The organism is Methylophaga marina, from assembly GCF_030296755.1.
GTDB lineage: Bacteria > Pseudomonadota > Gammaproteobacteria > Nitrosococcales > Methylophagaceae > Methylophaga > Methylophaga marina.
The window spans coordinates 2257593-2276671 of sequence record NZ_AP027741.1 but is presented as its reverse complement, the minus strand read 5'-3'; the positions used below and the strand labels follow the sequence as shown (position 1 = coordinate 2276671).

Annotated in this window: 18 protein-coding genes, 1 tRNA gene and 1 other RNA gene; 2 read left to right on the top strand and 18 right to left on the bottom strand. The window is 43.9% G+C overall.

Annotated features, from left to right (window positions below; translation table 11 throughout):
* Positions 1-36: 36 nt before the first annotated feature.
* From QUE24_RS11695 to QUE24_RS11630, 14 genes are all read right to left on the bottom strand, one after another.
* Entirely contained in the window at positions 37-1011 is a 975-nt protein-coding gene (locus QUE24_RS11695) for a DHH family phosphoesterase (protein WP_286304008.1), read from the bottom strand.
* 10 nt (positions 1012-1021) lie between these two features.
* On the bottom strand, positions 1022-1612 hold the full coding sequence (gene cysC / locus QUE24_RS11690) for an adenylyl-sulfate kinase (protein WP_286304007.1): 591 nt from the start codon (positions 1610-1612) through the stop codon (positions 1022-1024).
* A gap of 164 nt (positions 1613-1776) precedes the next feature.
* Positions 1777-1861, bottom strand: a tRNA-Leu gene (locus QUE24_RS11685).
* 23 nt (positions 1862-1884) lie between these two features.
* Complete coding sequence (gene secG, locus QUE24_RS11680; protein WP_286304006.1) at positions 1885-2214, bottom strand: preprotein translocase subunit SecG; 330 nt, start codon at positions 2212-2214, stop codon at positions 1885-1887.
* 6 nt (positions 2215-2220) lie between these two features.
* The gene (gene tpiA / locus QUE24_RS11675; RefSeq protein ID WP_286304005.1) at positions 2221-3006 is read right to left on the bottom strand and encodes a triose-phosphate isomerase; all 786 of its coding nucleotides are present in this window, start codon (positions 3004-3006) and stop codon (positions 2221-2223) included.
* A 120-nt stretch (positions 3007-3126) separates the two neighbouring features.
* Positions 3127-4473 (bottom strand): phosphoglucosamine mutase, encoded by a 1347-nt coding sequence (glmM, locus tag QUE24_RS11670; RefSeq protein ID WP_286304004.1) that lies wholly within the window; start codon positions 4471-4473, stop codon positions 3127-3129.
* Complete coding sequence (gene folP / locus QUE24_RS11665; RefSeq protein WP_486196030.1) at positions 4466-5305, bottom strand: dihydropteroate synthase; 840 nt, start codon at positions 5303-5305, stop codon at positions 4466-4468. Before folP ends, glmM begins: the two co-directional genes overlap by 8 nt.
* An 18-nt stretch (positions 5306-5323) precedes the next feature.
* On the bottom strand, positions 5324-7228 hold the full coding sequence (gene ftsH, locus QUE24_RS11660; RefSeq protein ID WP_286304003.1) for an ATP-dependent zinc metalloprotease FtsH: 1905 nt from the start codon (positions 7226-7228) through the stop codon (positions 5324-5326).
* Between the two features lie 38 nt (positions 7229-7266).
* Positions 7267-7884, bottom strand: a complete 618-nt coding sequence (gene rlmE / locus QUE24_RS11655) for a 23S rRNA (uridine(2552)-2'-O)-methyltransferase RlmE (protein ID WP_286304002.1) — start codon at positions 7882-7884, stop codon at positions 7267-7269.
* Between the two features lies 1 nt (position 7885).
* Positions 7886-8350: a DUF4149 domain-containing protein gene (locus tag QUE24_RS11650; RefSeq protein WP_286304001.1), complete on the bottom strand. Its 465-nt coding sequence runs from the start codon at positions 8348-8350 to the stop codon at positions 7886-7888.
* A gap of 2 nt (positions 8351-8352) precedes the next feature.
* Complete coding sequence (gene greA, locus QUE24_RS11645) at positions 8353-8829, bottom strand: transcription elongation factor GreA (RefSeq protein WP_286304000.1); 477 nt, start codon at positions 8827-8829, stop codon at positions 8353-8355.
* Positions 8829-12047: a carbamoyl-phosphate synthase large subunit gene (gene carB, locus QUE24_RS11640; RefSeq protein WP_286303999.1), complete on the bottom strand. Its 3219-nt coding sequence runs from the start codon at positions 12045-12047 to the stop codon at positions 8829-8831. The genes greA and carB overlap by 1 nt, the downstream gene beginning before the upstream one ends.
* A gap of 6 nt (positions 12048-12053) precedes the next feature.
* Entirely contained in the window at positions 12054-13184 is a 1131-nt protein-coding gene (carA, locus tag QUE24_RS11635; RefSeq protein WP_286303998.1) for a glutamine-hydrolyzing carbamoyl-phosphate synthase small subunit, read from the bottom strand.
* 163 nt (positions 13185-13347) lie between these two features.
* A complete protein-coding gene (locus tag QUE24_RS11630) occupies positions 13348-14160 on the bottom strand; it encodes a carbon-nitrogen hydrolase family protein (protein WP_286303997.1) in 813 nt (270 codons plus the stop codon).
* Positions 14161-14319: 159 nt separating this feature from the next.
* On the opposite strand from QUE24_RS11630, the gene hemB reads away from it, so the two are divergent.
* Both hemB and aroE read left to right on the top strand, forming a co-directional pair.
* Entirely contained in the window at positions 14320-15333 is a 1014-nt protein-coding gene (gene hemB, locus QUE24_RS11625) for a porphobilinogen synthase (protein WP_286303996.1), read from the top strand.
* Between the two features lie 27 nt (positions 15334-15360).
* Positions 15361-16188, top strand: coding sequence for a shikimate dehydrogenase (gene aroE / locus QUE24_RS11620; RefSeq protein ID WP_286303995.1), 828 nt, complete (start codon positions 15361-15363; stop codon positions 16186-16188).
* A 52-nt stretch (positions 16189-16240) separates the two neighbouring features.
* On the opposite strand, the gene QUE24_RS11615 is transcribed toward aroE, so the two are convergent.
* From QUE24_RS11615 to QUE24_RS11600, 4 genes are all read right to left on the bottom strand, one after another.
* Positions 16241-17980, bottom strand: coding sequence for an OFA family MFS transporter (locus QUE24_RS11615; protein ID WP_286303994.1), 1740 nt, complete (start codon positions 17978-17980; stop codon positions 16241-16243).
* Between the two features lie 211 nt (positions 17981-18191).
* Positions 18192-18374, bottom strand: a non-coding RNA gene (gene ssrS, locus QUE24_RS11610) — 6S RNA.
* A gap of 41 nt (positions 18375-18415) precedes the next feature.
* Complete coding sequence (locus QUE24_RS11605) at positions 18416-18721, bottom strand: cell division protein ZapA (RefSeq protein ID WP_286303993.1); 306 nt, start codon at positions 18719-18721, stop codon at positions 18416-18418.
* Positions 18718-18927, bottom strand: a complete 210-nt coding sequence (locus QUE24_RS11600; protein WP_286303992.1) for a TIGR02449 family protein — start codon at positions 18925-18927, stop codon at positions 18718-18720. Before QUE24_RS11600 ends, QUE24_RS11605 begins: the two co-directional genes overlap by 4 nt.
* Between the last annotated feature and the right edge of the window lie 152 nt (positions 18928-19079).

The window sequence follows — 19079 nt, the reverse complement described above, 5'->3', positions numbered from 1 at the left end:
TTTAGTCTTTTGATTATAAGTATAAATGACTTTGTATTAGTTGATATTGCTACTGTAATAGTCCTCAACAGTAGAAATTAGTCTTGCAAGCTCTGCTTCTTGTAATAAGTTTATGCCTGCTGCTGCTTTTCTGCCGCCGCCTGTGTCGAACTGACCTGCAATAAAGTCTGCTCCTTCTTGACGTATTTTAGGAGCTCTAATACTAACGACATAAGCCCCTGAATCAGGTATTTCAGTAAGAATTAAATGTGCTCGAGAAGGAAACTGGTTACTCAAGTAGTTGCTGAAGGTGCCACTAATACGTCTCGCCCATTTATCATCAGGTAAGGTAATAACCCCTACCATATCACTCTCATAACTTAGTTTTTGCTGTTTAGCTTGAGACAAATCTGAATTATAGCCAGAATCCAGAGTCTCCATTATCTCTGTACTATCATTAATAAAATCCAAAGGTGATGAATAGTTTACACATTGTCTATAGAGTTCATCAGGTGCAAAAAACAAATCATCTAGACTCGCACCATAGCCATTGTAATTAATATGCTGCCCTAAGGTTTTAAGTTTGATTGCCTGGGTTTCAGTGAGGTGTAGTTCCTTTGCATACTCCTCGGCAACATTAGATAGATTATCACCAAAAGCTGCCGTGATTGCCCAGAGCTCATAGGCATGATTGAGGTGCTCATTGACAATTAAAGCTGTGCATTTATTGGGATGCATATCAATCAATGCCTCTAAACGAGGATGACTGATTTGATCGCCGGGGTTGTGGTGATCGGCATAAAAGACATCAACATTATTTGATAACAAATTTAATAATGCATCATGATTTTTCTGCATTGATATGTCTAAAACAGTGACTTTTGATGCTTTTTCAACATCTACCCTGCTCAGTAATTTTATATCTCGCTTAACACCTGTAATCAGTTCTGCCTTACTCGGGTTGGCCAGTCTTAATTGAACTAAGGCACATATACCGTCAGCATCGCCATTAAAAACATCAAAGTTGGTCATGGATTTGATTTTAAATTATCTCGTTTTGTTTTAGATAGGTAATCACTCTCGCCACACACTCATCCACATTGAGTTCAGCAGTGTTTAGCGTCACTTCTGCGGAGACTGGCGCTTCATATTCTGAATCTATACCTGTGAAATTTTTTATCTGTCCACTTCTTGCCTTTTTATATAAGCCTTTTGGATCACGTTGTTCACAAGTACTCAGTGGGGTGGATATATAGACTTCAACAAATTCTTTCTCTTCAACGAGATCTCGAACCAGTTTTCTATCACTGCGGAAAGGCGAAATGAAAGCACTCATGACAATGAGACCAGCATCAGCAAATAGCTTTGCCATTTCACCGATACGTCTGATGTTTTCAACACGGTCTGCGTCAGAAAACCCAAGATCTTTATTTAAGCCGTGTCTGACGTTGTCACCATCAAGTAAATAAGTGTGATGTCCTAGCTCAAATAGCTTTTGTTCCACAGCATCTGCAACCGTTGATTTGCCTGCGCCACTGAGCCCTGTAAACCATAAAATACATGGCTTTTGTTTTTTTTGTTTTGATCGGTCTAACTTTTCTACTTTATGTTTATGCCAGACGATGTTGTTCATAGTAAAAAAAACGTCCTTATCTGAGTAAGTAAATAATCTATTGAAATAGATATTACCGACTTCAGCAATTATTCCTAGTCTTATTAATGTAAAAGTTAATTATTTCTTTGTCTTGACAAAGTTATCAGGCAAAAAAAGCCTGACACAAGTCAGGCGTTTTAATTTGGTACCGACGGCCGGAGTCGAACCGGCACACCCGAAGGCACTACCCCCTCAAGATAGCGTGTCTACCAATTCCACCACGTCGGCAAGGGTAATCAAGGTTGCGTATTCTACGGTAATTCAGGCAAATCTGCAGGTGTTTTATCGACTTTTTGTTCTGTTGTAGGCACAGACTCTGTCACACTTTTCGCTTTTCCTGGTGTATCGACTGAAAAATAGGCTAATGTCAGGCTGGTGATAAAGAAGATTGTTGCCAGCACAGCACTCGCACGACTTAAAAATGAAGCCGAGCCTTGGCTGCCAAACAAGCTGCCTGAGGCACCACCACCGCCACCACCGAATGCAGCGCCTGCATCAGCGCCTTTACCGTGCTGAATCAGAACAAATCCAATCAGCATAAGACAGGCAATAATATGAACTGTGAGAATAATCGCGTGCATGTGTTGTTAACCTAATTTTAAAACTGCGGCCTGACATATTTTAACAAACTCATCGGCATCAAGCGATCCACCGCCGACGAGCCCACCGTCAATGTCAGGTTGTAGAAACAATGGCGCAGCATTATTACCTTTTATGCTGCCTCCGTAAAGTATTCTTATATTTTCTGCTATCTGTTTATCGTGTTTTGCTACACGTTGACGCATAAAGCTATGTACGTCTTGCGCCCACTCTGGCGTGGCTGAGCGTCCTGTACCAATAGCCCATACAGGTTCATAGGCTAAGACGGTATGCGCTAAACCTTCAACACCTTGATGCGCAATCACGGTGTCGAGTAATCGCAATACAACTTCTTCTGTGCGACCGACCGCATGCTCGTCTGGACTTTCACCAATACATATGATGGGGGTGATACCAGCCCTGACTGCCATTTCATATTTCTCAGCGATAATACGATCTAACAGACATTGGTCTAAATCTAACTCAGCATATAAACAACGTCTCTCTGAGTGCCCTATCAGCACATACTGGCAACCAAAATCAGCCAGCATACTTGCCGAAATTTCTCCGGTGTAAGCACCTTTTTCAAATTGAGATAGATTTTGTGTACCCCACGCCAGGTCTGTTCCTGAAAGAGCTGACTGCACCTGGCCCAGATAAACGGCAGGAGGAAATAATGCGACTTCTATATCGGAGAATGTATCGGCTTTTGAAAGTATTCCCTCAAGTAGTGCTTTGTTACTCTCACTAGAGCCGTTCATTTTCCAGTTGCCAGCGACTAGTGGTTTACGCACCTAAGACTCTCTCTGAATATAAAATGAAACATCAGACTACATACCCACCATGAATAATGCAATGTATGAAATGTGACAAGGATTGTCTCGTTGAGCCATCAGAGCCAACAGACATAGAAATTAATTTTTCAGTACCTGTTCTATAACCGATGCCAGTTCTTCTGCTAGTTGTTTAGTCAATGTCGCATCAATGCCCTCCACCATCACTCTGATCACAGGCTCCGTTCCAGATGCTCTGAGTAATACGCGTCCCTCATCACCCAATCTTTTTTCTACAGATCTAATGGCGTTATTGATATCTGCATTACTGCTGATATCGATCATTTTATCTACCCTGACATTGATTAAATGCTGTGGATATTTTGTAACGACTGAGCGTAGATCATGCAGGCTATTATTGGTTTGCTGAATTTCGGCGACAACTTGAAGCGCTGCCACAATGCCATCACCAGTCGAGGTTTTATCTAAACAAATAATATGGCCTGAGGCTTCACCACCAAGCAGGCCGCCTACCTGTTGTAGTTTTTCCATCACATAGCGATCACCCACTTTGGCTCTGTGAAGTGACATATCAAATTTTGCCAAGGCATGCTCTAAGCCCAGGTTAGACATCTGCGTACCGACCACGTCAGGCATGCTCGCACCCAAACGCTGCCTTGCTCTGGCGATAATAAATAAGAGCTCATCACCATCAACAATTTCACCACGATGATCAACCATGATAATGCGATCACCATCGCCATCTAGTGCCAGCCCCAAATCTGCTTTGTTTTCTAGTACCGCTTGCTGTAATAGCCGAGGTTCAGTTGAGCCACAATTTAAATTGATATTAAAGCCATCAGGTTCAGCGCCCATCACAATGACGTCAGCACCTAACTCTTTGAAGACATCTGGTGCAACGTGATAAGTAGCACCATGAGCACAATCAACCACGATTTTGAGTCCATGCAGATCCACGCCACTTGGTATGGTGCTCTTACAAAACTCAATATAACGACCCGCTGCGTCACCAATCCGATGAGCTTTACCTAAGCGAGTAGAATCAACCGTTTTTAAAGGTTGCTCCAACATGGCTTCAATTTCCAGCTCTATCGCATCAGGTAGTTTTGTACCTTGGGCAGAGAAAAACTTAATGCCGTTATCGTGATAAGGGTTGTGGGAGGCGCTGATGACGATACCAGCTTGTGCATGAAATGTACGAGTCAGGTAAGCGACAGCAGGTGTCGGCATAGGTCCTAATAAATAAATATCAACACCCGCGGCAGATAAACCTGCTTGCAAGGCAGACTCAAACATATAACCTGAAATGCGGGTATCTTTACCAATAATGACGCGACTATTACGCTCTTTGGCCAGAACACGGCCAACTGCCCAGCCCAGCTTTAATACAAAGTCTGGCGTAACAGCACCATCACCGACACGACCACGGATTCCATCCGTACCAAAATAACGTCTTTGTTTAGTCAAAATCTTCTACCTGCATTACAGCCTGACTCAGTTTTACGGCTTGATAGGTTTCTTTTACATCATGAGTTCTAATGAGCTTTGCTCCTTGCCATGTGGCAATCGAAGCCAGCGACAAACTTCCTGCCAATCGCTCATCTACCGATACTTTCAACATGTCGCCGATAATAGATTTACGGGAAACCCCGACGAGCACTGGATATGGTAAATCCGTCAGTACAGACAAGTGCTTCATTAATCGAAGATTGTGACGGGCACGTTTACCAAAACCAAACCCAGGATCAAGCATGATATGTTCTGCTTTGATACCTGCTTTTAGACAAGTATCTACACGTTCCAGTAAGAATGTTTTTACTTCTGTCACCACATCATCGTAGTGTGGTTCTTGCTGCATAGTTTGAGGAGTGCCCTGCATATGCATCAGGCAGACGGGGACATTTAATTCCACTGCAGCTTCGAGTGCACCTTCCATGCGTAAGGCATTAACATCATTGATAAGACCCGCGCCCGCTTTGACTGCTGCTGTCATCACGCCAGGCTTCATAGTATCAATGGAAATGGGGATATCGAATTCAGCACTTATCATTTCGATGACAGGCGCGACGCGTTCGATTTCTTCCTGCTCAGCCACGATATCTGAACCAGGTCGCGTGGACTCACCACCAATGTCCAAGATATCAGCACCGTCTGAAATTAACTTTTCAGCTTGTTTTAAAGCAGCATCGCGATCAAAAAATTTGCCACCGTCAGAAAATGAATCTGGAGTGACATTAATGATGCCCATAATACGAGGAACGGACAAGTCCAAGGACTTGCCCGCACAGTCAAAAATCACGTGATAACTTCCTGATATTTAGTGTAACTGATCAGCTGGTTTGCCAGATGGCGTTTCGGACGAATCAGATTCAGTATCACCTGATGCTGGTGGAGGTGAAGAACGGTCAGTCCAGTCTTTAGGTTCACCGGGTTCACGACCTTCCATGATGGCATCGATCTGATCACTATCGATGGTTTCATACTTCATCAATAGTTTTGACATGGTATGTAATTTATCCATGTTATCAATCAACAATTGTTTTGCACGCTCATAGTTACGATTGATGACGCGTCTGACGTCTTCATCAATCTGTTTAGCTGTCAGATCAGACACGGCTTTATGTTGAGTAACACTTCGGCCCAAGAAGACTTCGCCTTCATCTTCACCATAAGACAAAGGCCCCATATTGTCAGACAAGCCCCATTTGGTAACCATGTTGTGAGCCAACTCTGTAGCCCGTTGAATATCGTTCGATGCACCAGTAGTTACTGCTTCTTCACCAAAAATAAGTTCTTCGGCTAAACGACCACCATACAGACTTGAGATTTGGCTTTCCAAAGTCTGCTTACTGTAACTGTACTTATCTTCCGTCGGTAAGAACATAGTCACACCAAGAGCCCTACCTCTCGGAATGATGCTGACTTTATAAACAGGATCATGTCCAGGCACTAAACGACCAATAATGGCATGGCCGGCTTCATGATAAGCCGTCAATTCTTTCTCTTTCTCGTTCATGACCATGGAGCGACGTTCTGCACCCATCATGATTTTATCTTTGGCGAGTTCGAGCTGTTCCATGCCAACCAGACGTTTGTTACCACGAGCAGCGAACAATGCCGCTTCGTTTACAAGGTTAGCTAAGTCAGCACCTGAAAAGCCGGGTGTACCACGAGCAATCACTCTTGCATCCACATCATCTGATGCTGGGACTTTTCGCAGGTGGACGTTAAGAATTTGTTCACGACCACGGATATCAGGGAGTGGTACGACAACTTGACGATCGAAACGACCTGGGCGTAATAGTGCAGGGTCAAGTACGTCAGGACGGTTCGTTGCAGCAATAACAATGACGCCTTCATTACCTTCAAAACCATCCATCTCGACCAATAACTGGTTAAGCGTTTGTTCACGCTCATCATTACCACCGCCCATGCCCGCACCACGGTGACGACCAACAGCATCAATCTCATCAATAAAGATGATGCATGGGGCATGTTTTTTAGCTTGTTCGAACATATCACGAACACGCGAAGCACCAACACCAACAAACATTTCAACGAAGTCAGAGCCGGAGATAGAAAAGAATGGCACTTTGGCTTCACCAGCAATTGCTTTAGCCAGTAATGTTTTACCCGTACCAGGTGAACCCGCCATCAAAATACCGCGTGGGATCCGACCACCTAATTTTTGGAATTTGCTTGGGTCACGAAGAAAGTCGACAAGCTCGGCGACTTCTTCTTTTGCTTCTTCTACACCAGCCACATCTTTGAAGGTCACTTTGACTTGGTCTTCATTCAGCATACGTGCTTTGCTTTTACCAAATGACATGGGGTTTTTACCACCACCACCTTGCATTTGTCGCATAAAGAATATCCAGACACCAATCAGCAACAGCATTGGGAACCAAGAAATAAAAATCTGCATAAGAAGACTGGTTTTTTCAGCAGGCTCTGCTTTTATCGTCACACCATTGTCTAGCAGATCACCAATCAAGCCTGGATCGTAGTCAGGACTGTAAGTTGTAAACTTACTGCCGTCAGTCAGTTCACCTGAAATGGTTCTGCCCTGAATATCGACTCTGGAGACTGCACCGTTTTTAACATTGCTGATAAAGCTGGAGTAGTCCATGCTGCCTGAATCGTTATTTTGCGGACCAAAATTATTAAAGACAGACATCAGCACTACGGCGATGACGACCCACAAAATAATATTTTTCATCATGTCATTCAATGTAAGGTACCTCTGGTTACCATTAAATGTTACTTGAGACCACGTCCCAATAAATAAACTTCACGACTTCTTGCTCTGGAAGCCCCCGGTTTACGGGTCACTACTTTCGTGAAATTGTCTCTCATTTCTTTCAAAAAAGCGTCAAATCCTTCGCCCTGAAATACTTTGACAAGAAAGCAACCGCTTTTACTTAAGTTGTTCAATGCAAAATCTAAAGCCAACTCAACCAAGTGCATACTTGAAGGCTGATCAATCGACCCTACTCCTGTCATATTGGGGGCCATATCCGATAATACAAGGTCTATTTGTCGGCCATCCAATACTTTATTCAAATCATCTAGTACATCGTCCTCACGAAAGTCACCTTGAATAAAATGTACACCCGTCAGTGGCGTCATTTCTAAAATATCCAATGCGATGACTTTACCATTGTCGCCGACTTTACCTAAAGCATAATCAGACCAGCCACCTGGGGCTGAGCCCAAATCAACAACACTCATGCCAGGACGGATGAGCTTATCTTTATCATCAATTTCTTTTAGCTTAAACGTGGCGCGCGAACGATGACCTTCTTTCTGTGCCTGTTTGACATATTGATCATCAAAATGTTCTTTTAACCAGCTTTGACTTGATTTACTTCTTGCCATATCAGGACACTTGCTCTGCTTCTGCACGTTTATCGGTGGTTAACACTAACATTAAACCAAGCAAGCTCATCAGCATATACAGGCTTTCACTGAATTGATGTAATGTGTTAAATCGTTCACTAAGAACAGCATCTGCACGCCAGTCTAATAACTTTATTGATGTCATCTCTGGCTGAATAAATGCCAAAAAGATAAAACTCATAATAAGCATGGCTAAAATAAGCCAGCTGCGCCAATAACGATGAAATGTCTTCAGACCGAAAATAAACAGTCTACTCACTAATAATATACAAGCACTAATGAGGCTGATTATATTAACGGCATAAAACAATTTGCCGGCATAGTCACCGGCAATTGTTACATCTAAGTTGGCAAAGGCCATGGGAACAGCTAAATAACCTATTGACCATAACGCCCCTATCCATAGAGTCAGAAGTAGCCGTTCACCTGTATAGCCAGACAGCATGCTTATGCCTCGTAGCCTATCTCAACGATTTCATATTCAATGTTACCGCCGGGCGCTTGCACTGACGCTACATCATCAATTTCTTTACCGATGAGAGCTCGAGCAATGGGTGACGAGACTGAAATACGATTTAACTTAATATCAGACTCATAATCACCCACGATTTGGTATTTCACTTCTTGGTCTGTATCGATATTCAATAACGTAACGGTAACGCCAAACACCACCCGACCTTCTTGGGGCAATGTTGCCGGGTCAATAATCTGTGCATTCGATAATACAGACTCAAGCTCTTGAATACGGCCTTCGATAAAACTTTGCTGTTCTTTTGCTGCATGGTATTCGGCATTTTCTTTTAAATCACCATGTGCACGGGCTTCTGATATGGCAGCAACGACTTCAGGTCTTGCTACCGTTTTCAGATGTTTCAATTCTTCTTTAAGTGCTTCAGCACCACGTGAAGTAATAGGTACAGCCATTAATTTAACTCTCCATGCAAAGATTGCAGTCTGTTAACAGAACCAACATCTTCACTATTTAATGCTTGAACAGTGGCCCTTGCCGCTGCCAATGTGGTTGTATAATTGACTTGATGCTGTAAGGCCGCGCGACGGATTTCTCTTGAATCCGCGACAGACTGACGACCTTCTGTGGTATTCACAATCAAGTCGATTTCATCATTTTTAATCATATCAACGATATGCGGTTGACCTTCTGCGACCTTGTTTACGGGTTCACATGACACACCAGCTTCTTCCAGCACACGTTGTGTACCTCTGGTGGCTAGTAAAGCAAAACCAAGTGACGACAGGTCTTTTGCAATTTGAATAACTGCTACCTTATCAGCCTCACGAACGCTGATAAAGGCTTTACCACCTGTCGGTAACACGACAGAGGCAGCTAACTGTGATTTTGCAAAGGCTTCACCAAACGTTCTGCCAACCCCCATGACTTCGCCTGTTGATTTCATCTCAGGCCCAAGGATCGGATCAACACCTTGGAATTTGATAAATGGGAATACCGCTTCTTTAACTGAATAGTAAGATGGAATCACTTCTTTAGTGACACCTTGATCAACTAGTGATCGGCCAGCCATTGCCCTAGCAGCAATTTTAGCGAGCGGTTCACCAATTGATTTCGATACATAAGGAACCGTTCTGGACGCACGTGGGTTGACCTCAAGAATGTATATTTGCTCACCCTTGATAGCAAACTGCGTGTTCATTAAGCCTTTTACACCAAGCTCTAAAGCCATTTGGCGTACTTGTTCACGAAGTTGATCTTGTGTTGCCTGACTTAAACTGTATGGAGGTAATGCACAAGCAGAGTCACCAGAGTGAACACCAGCCTGCTCAATATGTTCCATAATGCCACCAATCAGCACATCTTTACCATCACAGATAGCATCAACGTCAACTTCTATCGCATCATCGAGGAAACGATCCAGTAAGACTGGTGATTCGTTCGATACTTTGACAGCATTTAACATGTAACGCTGTAACTCATCTTCGTTGTAAACAATTTCCATCGCGCGTCCACCAAGAACATAAGACGGACGAACAACTAATGGATAACCAATTTCAGAAGCGAGTGACACTGCAGTATCAACAGAGTGTGCCAATCTATTAGGTGGTTGCAGCAAGTTCAGTTTTTCAACCATTTGCTGGAAACGCTCGCGGTCTTCAGCATGATCAATAGCATCTGGCGAAGTACCAATAATAGGCACACCTGCCGCTTCAAGTGCACGCGCTAATTTTAGAGGTGTTTGACCACCGAACTGAACGATGACGCCTTTTGGCTTTTCTAACTCGACAATTTCTAATACGTCTTCTAAAGTCAATGATTCAAAATATAAACGGTCAGATGTGTCGTAATCAGTGGAAACAGTTTCTGGGTTACAGTTGACCATAATGGTTTCATAACCATCTTCACGTAAGGCTAATGCAGCATGAACACAGCAATAGTCAAACTCAATCCCTTGACCGATACGGTTAGGCCCACCACCCAAAATCATGATCTTGTCACGGTCACTTGGGTTGGCTTCACATTCCATATCATAGGTTGAATACATATACGCTGTGCCAGTGGCAAACTCAGCACCACAGGTATCAACACGTTTGTAGACAGGACGGACCTGCATCGCCTGACGGTATTCACGGACTTGTTTTTCAGTCTTCAGTAACAGTTTAGCCAGACGTGAATCAGAGAAACCTTTGCGTTTTAAGGCATACATCTCTTGCTGATCGATATCATTCAGCGAACGCTCTTTGAGTTGGTTTTCTAATGTCACCAATTCTTCGATCTGGATCAAGAACCATGGATCGATATGCGTTAGCTTTTGAATTTCGTCAAAACTAAAGCCATAACGGAAAGCATCTGCCACAAACCATAAACGGTCAGAACCTGGCAGACTCAACTCACGGCGTAATGTTTCCGCTGTGTTTTCTTCTGTCAGTTCAATGATTTCTGTCAAACCATCACGATCAATTTCTAGTCCACGCAGGGCTTTTTGTAATGATTCCTGAAAGTTACGGCCAATCGCCATCACCTCACCAACAGACTTCATCTGTGTGCTCAGACGGTTGTCGGCTTGTGGGAATTTTTCAAAGGTAAAACGCGGTACTTTTGTTACCACATAGTCAATTGTTGGCTCAAACGAGGCCGGTGTTGCATTACCTGTAATTTCGTTTTGCAATTCATCCAGCGTGTAACCCACTGCCAGTTTTGCAGCAACTTTTGCGATAGGGAAACCTGTTGCTTTAGAGGCCAACGCAGAAGAACGTGATACACGAGGGTTCATCTCGATAATAATGAGACGTCCTGTCTCGGGATTAACGGCAAACTGCACATTTGAACCACCGGTATCGACACCGATCTCACGCAGTACTGCCAGAGAGGCATTACGCATGATTTGATATTCTTTATCTGTCAGAGTTTGTGCTGGCGCAACCGTGATTGAGTCACCGGTATGCACGCCCATTGGATCCAGGTTTTCAATGGAGCAGATAATGATGGCGTTATCTTTACGATCGCGCACCACTTCCATTTCATACTCTTTCCAACCAATGATGGATTCTTCAATCAGTAGCTCAGATGTAGGGCTGAGGTATAAACCGCGCTGACAGATTTCAATGAAATCTTGTTTATTGTATGCGATACCACCGCCACTGCCACCCATTGTAAAAGATGGACGAATAATCACTGGAAAGCCAAATTTTTCTTGAACTTTTATTGCTTCATCTAATGTGTGAGCAATATCAGACTGCGGCATATCCAGACCGATTTTACGCATTGCTTCACGGAATAAGTCACGGTCTTCAGCTTTGTTAATCGCTTCACTGTCAGCGCCGATCATTTCGACACCAAATTGTTCTAAGATGCCGTGTTTTTCCAGATCTAATGCACAGTTCAATGCCGTCTGACCACCCATAGTAGGCAAGATAGCATCGGGGCGTTCCGCTTCAATGACTTTACTTACTGCTTGCCAGGTAACAGGCTCAATATAGGTTGCGTCGGCCATATTGGGATCGGTCATTATCGTGGCTGGATTCGAGTTCACCAGAATCACACGGTAACCTTCTTCTCTCAGCGCTTTACACGCTTGTGCACCAGAATAATCGAACTCACAGGCTTGACCGATAACAATCGGTCCTGCACCCAGAATCAGAATACTTTGAATATCAGTACGTTTAGCCATCGTGTGTTATTTACCCGTTGCTTGTTCAAGTAGATCGATGAAGTGATCAAAAAGAGGAGCTGCGTCTTGCGGACCAGGACTTGCTTCTGGATGTCCCTGAAAGCTAAATGCAGGCTTGCTGACATGATGGATGCCTTGCAAGGTGCCGTCAAATAGGGACCTGTGCGTTGCTCTTAAGGTCTCTGGCAGCGTTTCTTCATCAACAGCAAAACCGTGGTTCTGACTGGTAATCATCACCAATCCAGCCAGTGATTCTTGTACTGGATGGTTAGCACCATGATGACCAAATTTCATTTTCACCGTTTTGGCACCACAGGCCAGCCCAAGTAGTTGGTGGCCAAGACAGATACCAAAGGTAGGGATATCTTTTTCCAGTAAGGTTTGAATAGCGCTGATGGCATAATCACAAGGTTCTGGATCGCCAGGTCCATTAGACAAAAACACGCCATCTGGATTCATCGCCAGAACATCTTCTACAGGTGTCTGTGCAGGAACAACTGTCAGTTTGCAGCCACGTTCCACCAGCATTCTAAGAATATTCTTTTTCGCGCCATAGTCATAAGCGACCACATGGTATTTCGCTTCAGCTGCTTTTGCTTGCCCATCAATATGCCAGCATCCCTCATCCCAAACATAGCTTTGTTTGGTGCTGACTTCTTTAGCTAGGTCCAGTCCTTTTAAGCCTTGAAAGTCTTTAGCCGCAGCAATAGCTGCTTCGACATCAATATCATCACCAGCAACGATGCAGCCTTTCATTGCACCTTTTTCACGAATCAAGCGTGTGAGCGAGCGAGTATCAATACCTGACAAGCCGACGATATTGTGTTTGACCAAGTACTCATCTAGTGCTTGTTCACTTCTCCAGCTACTAACAACCGGGGACAGCTCTCGAATAATGAGTCCACTTGCGTAAACATTGTCAGACTCTTCATCCTCCACATTCACACCAGTGTTGCCGATATGAGGATAAGTTAATGTGACTATTTGTCGACAATAAGAAGGATCAGTCAGGATTTCCTGATAGCCAGTCATTGACGTGTTAAACACCACTTCACCGACTGACTGGCCAATGGCTCCAATCGACTCGCCGTGATAAACCGTGCCGTCTTCAAGAGCAAGTAACGCACTCGTTCGCAAGGGAAACCTCCACCAGATAAAAATAATGGGGCTAACATGACGTTCTCCCCAGACAAAATCTTTGCAATTTTATCGCAAAACAGCAGGTCGAGTCCACGCTAAAAACGATTATCCCTCAGTGCTTGTGATAACTGTTTCAATTTGCTGAAAAGTAGTCTGCCTGTCAGACGTAGAGTTCTGGTCTGCGATGCGTATGCAGCGGCATATTCGAACGAACTTGTCGAAGGTACTCAATATCAATTCGACTCAATGTTAATCCCACTCTTTCAGGTGCACAGCAGAGGATGCTTCCCCATGGATCAATAATGACACTGCTGCCGTATGAAGTTCGATCACCGTAGTGATGCCCCCATTGATTCGGCGCAACGATATACACCTGATTTTCAATAGCCCGTGCAATTAATAGCGGTAACCAGTGGTGTTTACCGGTATGAAGAAAAAAGGCAGCAGGCACGAAAATGATTTCTGCCCCTTTGTCAGAAAGTGAACGAAACAGATCGGGAAAACGAAGATCATAACAAACGCTAAATCCGAGCCGACCTAGTTCGTGATCAATCACCACGGTTTTGTCTCCAGGTTTAATACCCGCAGATTCCATGTACCCCAAAGGCACTGCATCACACATATGGATTTTTCGATAACGAGCCTTTTCTTTGCCATCACGGTCAATGAAAATGGAGGTATTGAATAACCGCCCACTATCTTCATCTGTCAGCTCGTAGACACTGCCCAGTAACAAGGCACAATGACTCTGTTTTGCAAGTTGGCTAAAGCGCGGCAATATCTCTGTTTCCAGTTTTTCTGCCACTTTATGCTTAGCTGAGTGCTCCTTGCCGACATAGAGAAAGGTTTCAGGAAAGGCTAAAAGATTAAGCTTACGTTCCGATGCCTCTGCGATCATGTTCTCAGAAAAAGCCAGGTTATCTTCATAGCTTTCCGATGAATTCATTTGCACGATACCGACGTCTATTACCATCACATCACCTTACATTTTTTGTGCCTATTCCTGTTTGACGAAAATATAACAAAAAATCGTTCAATACAAACTCATACGCAACACATCAGAAAATCACTGGTGACATTAGCTATGCTTAGGTATATTGGGGTGTTTACTATGTAATCAATGAGGTCAGGCATGACGCAATCAATTATCACTAGTGGTTTCCCTAATCAGCGCCCAAGAAGAATGCGTAAAGATGATTTTTCCCGACGCTTGATGCAAGAAAATGTCCTGACAGTCAACGATTTAATTTACCCCTGTTTTGTGCTTGAAGGAAGCAATCAACGTCAACAGGTTAGCTCTATGCCTGGCGTAGAGAGATTGAGTATCGACCTGCTTCTTAAAGAAGCTGAAATTATTCATCGTTTAGGTGTACCCGTGATGGCTTTATTTCCAGTGACGCCTGTCGAGAAAAAAACAGAAGATGCCAGTGAGGCTTATAATCCAGAGGGTCTTGTTCAACAAGCTGTTCGAGCGCTACGACAGGAGTTTCCTGAGCTAGGCATTATGACCGATGTGGCGTTAGACCCTTTCACGACGCATGGGCAGGACGGTCTTCTCGATGACAATGGATACATCGTCAATGATCACACCGTTGATGTATTAATTAAACAAGCCTTATCGCATGCCGAAGCTGGGGCCCAAATTGTGGCACCATCCGATATGATGGATGGCCGAATCGGTGCTATTCGTGATGCACTGGAGTTCAACAGCCATATACACACCCGCATCATGGCTTATTCAGCCAAATATGCTTCCAGTTTTTATGGCCCATTCCGGGATGCTGTTGGTAGCTCAGGAAATCTAGGTAGCGGTAACAAATTTACTTATCAGATGGACCCCGCTAACAGTGATGAAGCCCTCCATGAAGTCGCATTAGATATTCAGGAAGGCGCGGATATGGTGATGGTGAAGCCAGGCATGCCTTATCTTGATGTTTTATATCGTGTGAAAGACACTTTCAAAAAACCCACTTATGTCTATCAAGTCAGTGGTGAATATGCCATGTTAAAAGCGGCTATCGACAATGGCTGGTTGACTGAATCCGTTATTATGGAAAGTCTTCTGGCTTTCAAACGTGCTGGGGCTGATGGCATTTTGACTTACTTTGCTAAGGAAGTCGCTCAGCAATTAAAAGCTGGCATCTAATTTTAAAAATACGTTTGCAATGACTCTATGACTGATAAATACGCCGTAATAGGCCACCCAATTAAACACAGTAAATCCCCCTTCATTCATGCCGAATTTGCCAAGCAGAGCCAGCAAGATATTGAATACACAGCTATTGAAGTGCCATTGGAATCACTGGCTTCAAGTCTTCAACAGCTGCGAGATATTCTCAAGCTTAAAGGGATTAACATCACTGTTCCTTTTAAAGAACAAGCCTGGGCCTTGGCAGATAGTCTGTCAGATCGTGCTCAACGTGCTGGTGCCATCAACACAGTCATTTTTGAGAGTGACGGTACTATTTATGGTGACAATACTGATGGTATTGGCTTATGCCGAGATTTGGAAAACCACCATATCAGCCTTAAAGATAAGCGGATTTTGTTAATAGGTGCAGGTGGTGCGGCGCGAGGCGTCATCGCCCCGTTGATGACTTATCAACCAGCCGAATTATTTATTGCCAACAGAACAGCCAGTAAAGCCACTCAACTGGCTGATTTGTTCTCCGATTTAGGTATTATTAAAGGCGGTGGATTTACTGACGTATCTGGTCATTTCGACATCATCATCAATGCGACTGCAGCAAGCCTGCAAGACGAAGTACCTGACCTACCAGAAAGTATATTTACTGAAAAATCATGTTGCTATGACATGATGTATGCCGATAGGGATACCGCATTTATCAAGTGGGCAAAACAACACAAAGTCAGTCAAACCATTGATGGCCTGGGAATGTTAGTCGAGCAAGCTGCTGAAGCCTTTTATCTTTGGCGACATATCAGGCCCGATACCCAAGCTGTTTTGCAGCAACTTCGTGAGAACATTAAATCAGACTAGCCTAGCCTAAAAAAGCCTGCTAAAAGCAGGCTTTTTTGTGAACATACAGACCTTATTTATGTTCCTGAGCTAATTCAGGATGTGTGTTTTGCACATGATGTTTTTCTCTAACTGGACGAATAGATAAATTTGCCAGGAATGCTACAAGAAGTAATCCTGCCATGGCATACATAGTTGAATTATAAAGGCTTGGAGTAGGATCTAAAGTCCCTGCCGGTGCAATCTCCATCAGCTGTGAAATGGACACTGTTTTCGCCGTAATCAGCTCATCAAGATTATCAATACTCGCCCCAAACTTTTGCAGGAATGCAGCCGGATCAACTTTAGCTGCTAACTCATGTAATACTTTATTCATCGAGTGCTCACGTAGATGCGTAATCACATATGGTCCTAAAATGCCAGCGGTACTCCAGGCTGTTAACAATCGCCCATGAATACCACCCACATGCATCGTACCGAAAATATCAGCCAGATAAGCTGGAATAGTGGCAAAACCACCGCCATACATAGTGAATATGATCATGGTAACGGCATAGAACATGACTAATGCTGTCACACTCGGACTTACACTAGCTTGTGTTGCTATAAAGGGAATAGATAAATACAGCAATGCCCCCAACAAGAAGAAGCAATGATAGGTATTTTTTCGCCCGATGTAATCAGATGCTGTAGACCATAAAAAACGCCCTGACATATTAAACACGCTAATCATCAATACATAGGTAGCAGCAAAGCTGGCATCAACAATGCCTGGCAGGCTCGGACTAAAAATATCAGTAATCATGGTTTTTGCCACCCCGATCACCCCAATACCTGCCGTCACGTTAAAACACAATACAATCCATAGTTGATAGAACTGCGGTGTTTTTATCGCTTGATCAATATGAACATGGTTGTCAGAAATCAGACGGTTTTTTGTAGATTGATCTTTAGCTGGAGGCGTCCAGTTATCTGGTTTCCAGTCTTTTGCTGGGACTCGGAAACTAAACGCCGCGATGGTCATCACAATAAAATACACAATACCAAGCGTGATGAAGACACTGGTCGCTCCGGTATCACCTGTGCCCACGACATAGACCCCTTCTGGCCCAGGCACAGGGGTCTTTAACATATCCGCTGCGGAAGCAATAACAACTTCAACTTGTTGACCTGCCACTTCAGCATAGCGCCTACCCGATTCAGTAATCAGGTTAACGTCGGTGACTTTGCCTAAATATTCAGGCATTCGATAATACAAACTCAATAGGTAAGTGATTAATGGCGCGCCTATCATCGCACCACCACCAAACCCCATGATGGCGATACCTGTCGCCATACCACGTCTATCAGGGAACCAGCGAATCAAGGTACTGACTGGCGTGACGTAGGCAAGCCCTAAACCACAACCACCAATAGCACCATACCCCAAATAAATGAGCCAAAGCTCGTGTGTGGCAATGCCGATACTGCCAACGAGAAAGCCACCACCCCATAAACAAGCAGCGAGAAATCCGGTCGCTCTTGGCCCTACTTCTTCAAGCCATTTACCCCCAATGGCTGCTGCTAATCCCAGAAACACAATCGCGGTAGAAAAAATCCAGACAACAGATGAAAAGCTCCAGTCATCAGCAGCACTGGCCACCACACCAAACTGTTTCGTCAGGGCTGGATTAAAAATACTCCAGGCATAGACCGAACCGATACACAAATGAATAGCGACAGAAGCAGGGGCAATTAGCCAGCGATTAAACCCAGGTTTGGCGATGATATGTTTCTTGGACAGCCGACTGGCTAAGTTATCAAACCATGACATCAGTAATATTCCTCTCTTTTATATAGTTTTTATGTTTTTCAGCAACATATCACAACTATTGATCAAGACGGAACCGCCACAGAAAAAAAGCCTAAAAAAGCGAACCATGGGAAATGGTGGTGAAGGTGAAAACAAACAAGGAAAAACATCCCCACCGAAGAGATCGGCTTCTTTATTATGATTAAGATCGAGGCGAGGATGAAGGGGGAAATTGAGCCCCACAGTGTCGGTGCGACGGGGGTTCTTGAACCATGAGATTCAAGAGGGAAACTTCATGAAGATGGCAAACTTCCCGTCAAGCGGGCCTGTTTTTCAACTTCGGATTGTCAGTTTCCTTAAGCATTTGCTTATCGGCTCAAGACACACATGTCGCTATCGAGCACCGCAGGGACATAACCTATGATACGCAAATTCACTATGCTTAGCTCAAGTTTTTCAGAGCTCCAATTGTCTATCTTCTTCCAGAAAAGCGCTAACACGCTCTTTCAACTGCATAATTTTGTTGTTTACTTTTTCCATGTCATGACCTTCGTCATGTTTGAAAATAAGCAACTCGTGCGCTAAGTTGAGTGCTGCCATTACCGCGATACGATCGACACCTACCACTTTGCCACTTTGACGAATCTTTTCCATATTGTCATGGACCATCTTGGCAGACGCAATCAGCGCCTCTTTTTCTTCTTCCGGACAAGCAATTTGATATTCCTTGCCCAAAATCGTCACAGTTACCGGTGAACTCATAATTCGCTATCCAATTCTCTTAAACGACTCACCATCTTCTCAATCCGGCTTCGAGCCACATCGGTTTTTTCGATCAGTTGAGAACGTTCTGAGAGCCACGCTGTTTGTTGAGAGCGCAACAGCATGTTCTCTTCCCGCAATCGACGACTGGTACGAAGTAGCTCATCCACTTGTTGCTCCAATTGTTGTATCGCGTTCTTATCCATTAATATGAGTTCTTTCGCTGTGCGAGAATAAAGCTTAACTATAGACGTGCGCTGCCGACTCGGTCAACAACTGTCATAATAGGAACAATTTGTGTTCCAATGCATAACATTGAACAAGATATCTTTTTTGCCATTATTCAGGTTTTAAGTTT

Coding starts and splice junctions, on each gene's coding strand:
- QUE24_RS11695 (WP_286304008.1), bottom strand. CDS start 1,011: ATGACCAACTTTGATGTTTTTAATGGCGATGCTGACGGTATATGTGCC.
- cysC (WP_286304007.1), bottom strand. CDS start 1,612: ATGAACAACATCGTCTGGCATAAACATAAAGTAGAAAAGTTAGACCGA.
- secG (WP_286304006.1), bottom strand. CDS start 2,214: ATGCACGCGATTATTCTCACAGTTCATATTATTGCCTGTCTTATGCTG.
- ftsH (WP_286304003.1), bottom strand. CDS start 7,228: ATGATGAAAAATATTATTTTGTGGGTCGTCATCGCCGTAGTGCTGATG.
- rlmE (WP_286304002.1), bottom strand. CDS start 7,884: ATGGCAAGAAGTAAATCAAGTCAAAGCTGGTTAAAAGAACATTTTGAT.
- QUE24_RS11650 (WP_286304001.1), bottom strand. CDS start 8,350: ATGCTGTCTGGCTATACAGGTGAACGGCTACTTCTGACTCTATGGATA.
- greA (WP_286304000.1), bottom strand. CDS start 8,829: ATGGCTGTACCTATTACTTCACGTGGTGCTGAAGCACTTAAAGAAGAA.
- carB (WP_286303999.1), bottom strand. CDS start 12,047: ATGGCTAAACGTACTGATATTCAAAGTATTCTGATTCTGGGTGCAGGA.
- QUE24_RS11630 (WP_286303997.1), bottom strand. CDS start 14,160: ATGGTAATAGACGTCGGTATCGTGCAAATGAATTCATCGGAAAGCTAT.
- hemB (WP_286303996.1), top strand. CDS start 14,320: ATGACGCAATCAATTATCACTAGTGGTTTCCCTAATCAGCGCCCAAGA.
- aroE (WP_286303995.1), top strand. CDS start 15,361: ATGACTGATAAATACGCCGTAATAGGCCACCCAATTAAACACAGTAAA.
- QUE24_RS11615 (WP_286303994.1), bottom strand. CDS start 17,980: ATGTCATGGTTTGATAACTTAGCCAGTCGGCTGTCCAAGAAACATATC.
- QUE24_RS11605 (WP_286303993.1), bottom strand. CDS start 18,721: ATGAGTTCACCGGTAACTGTGACGATTTTGGGCAAGGAATATCAAATT.
- QUE24_RS11600 (WP_286303992.1), bottom strand. CDS start 18,927: ATGGATAAGAACGCGATACAACAATTGGAGCAACAAGTGGATGAGCTA.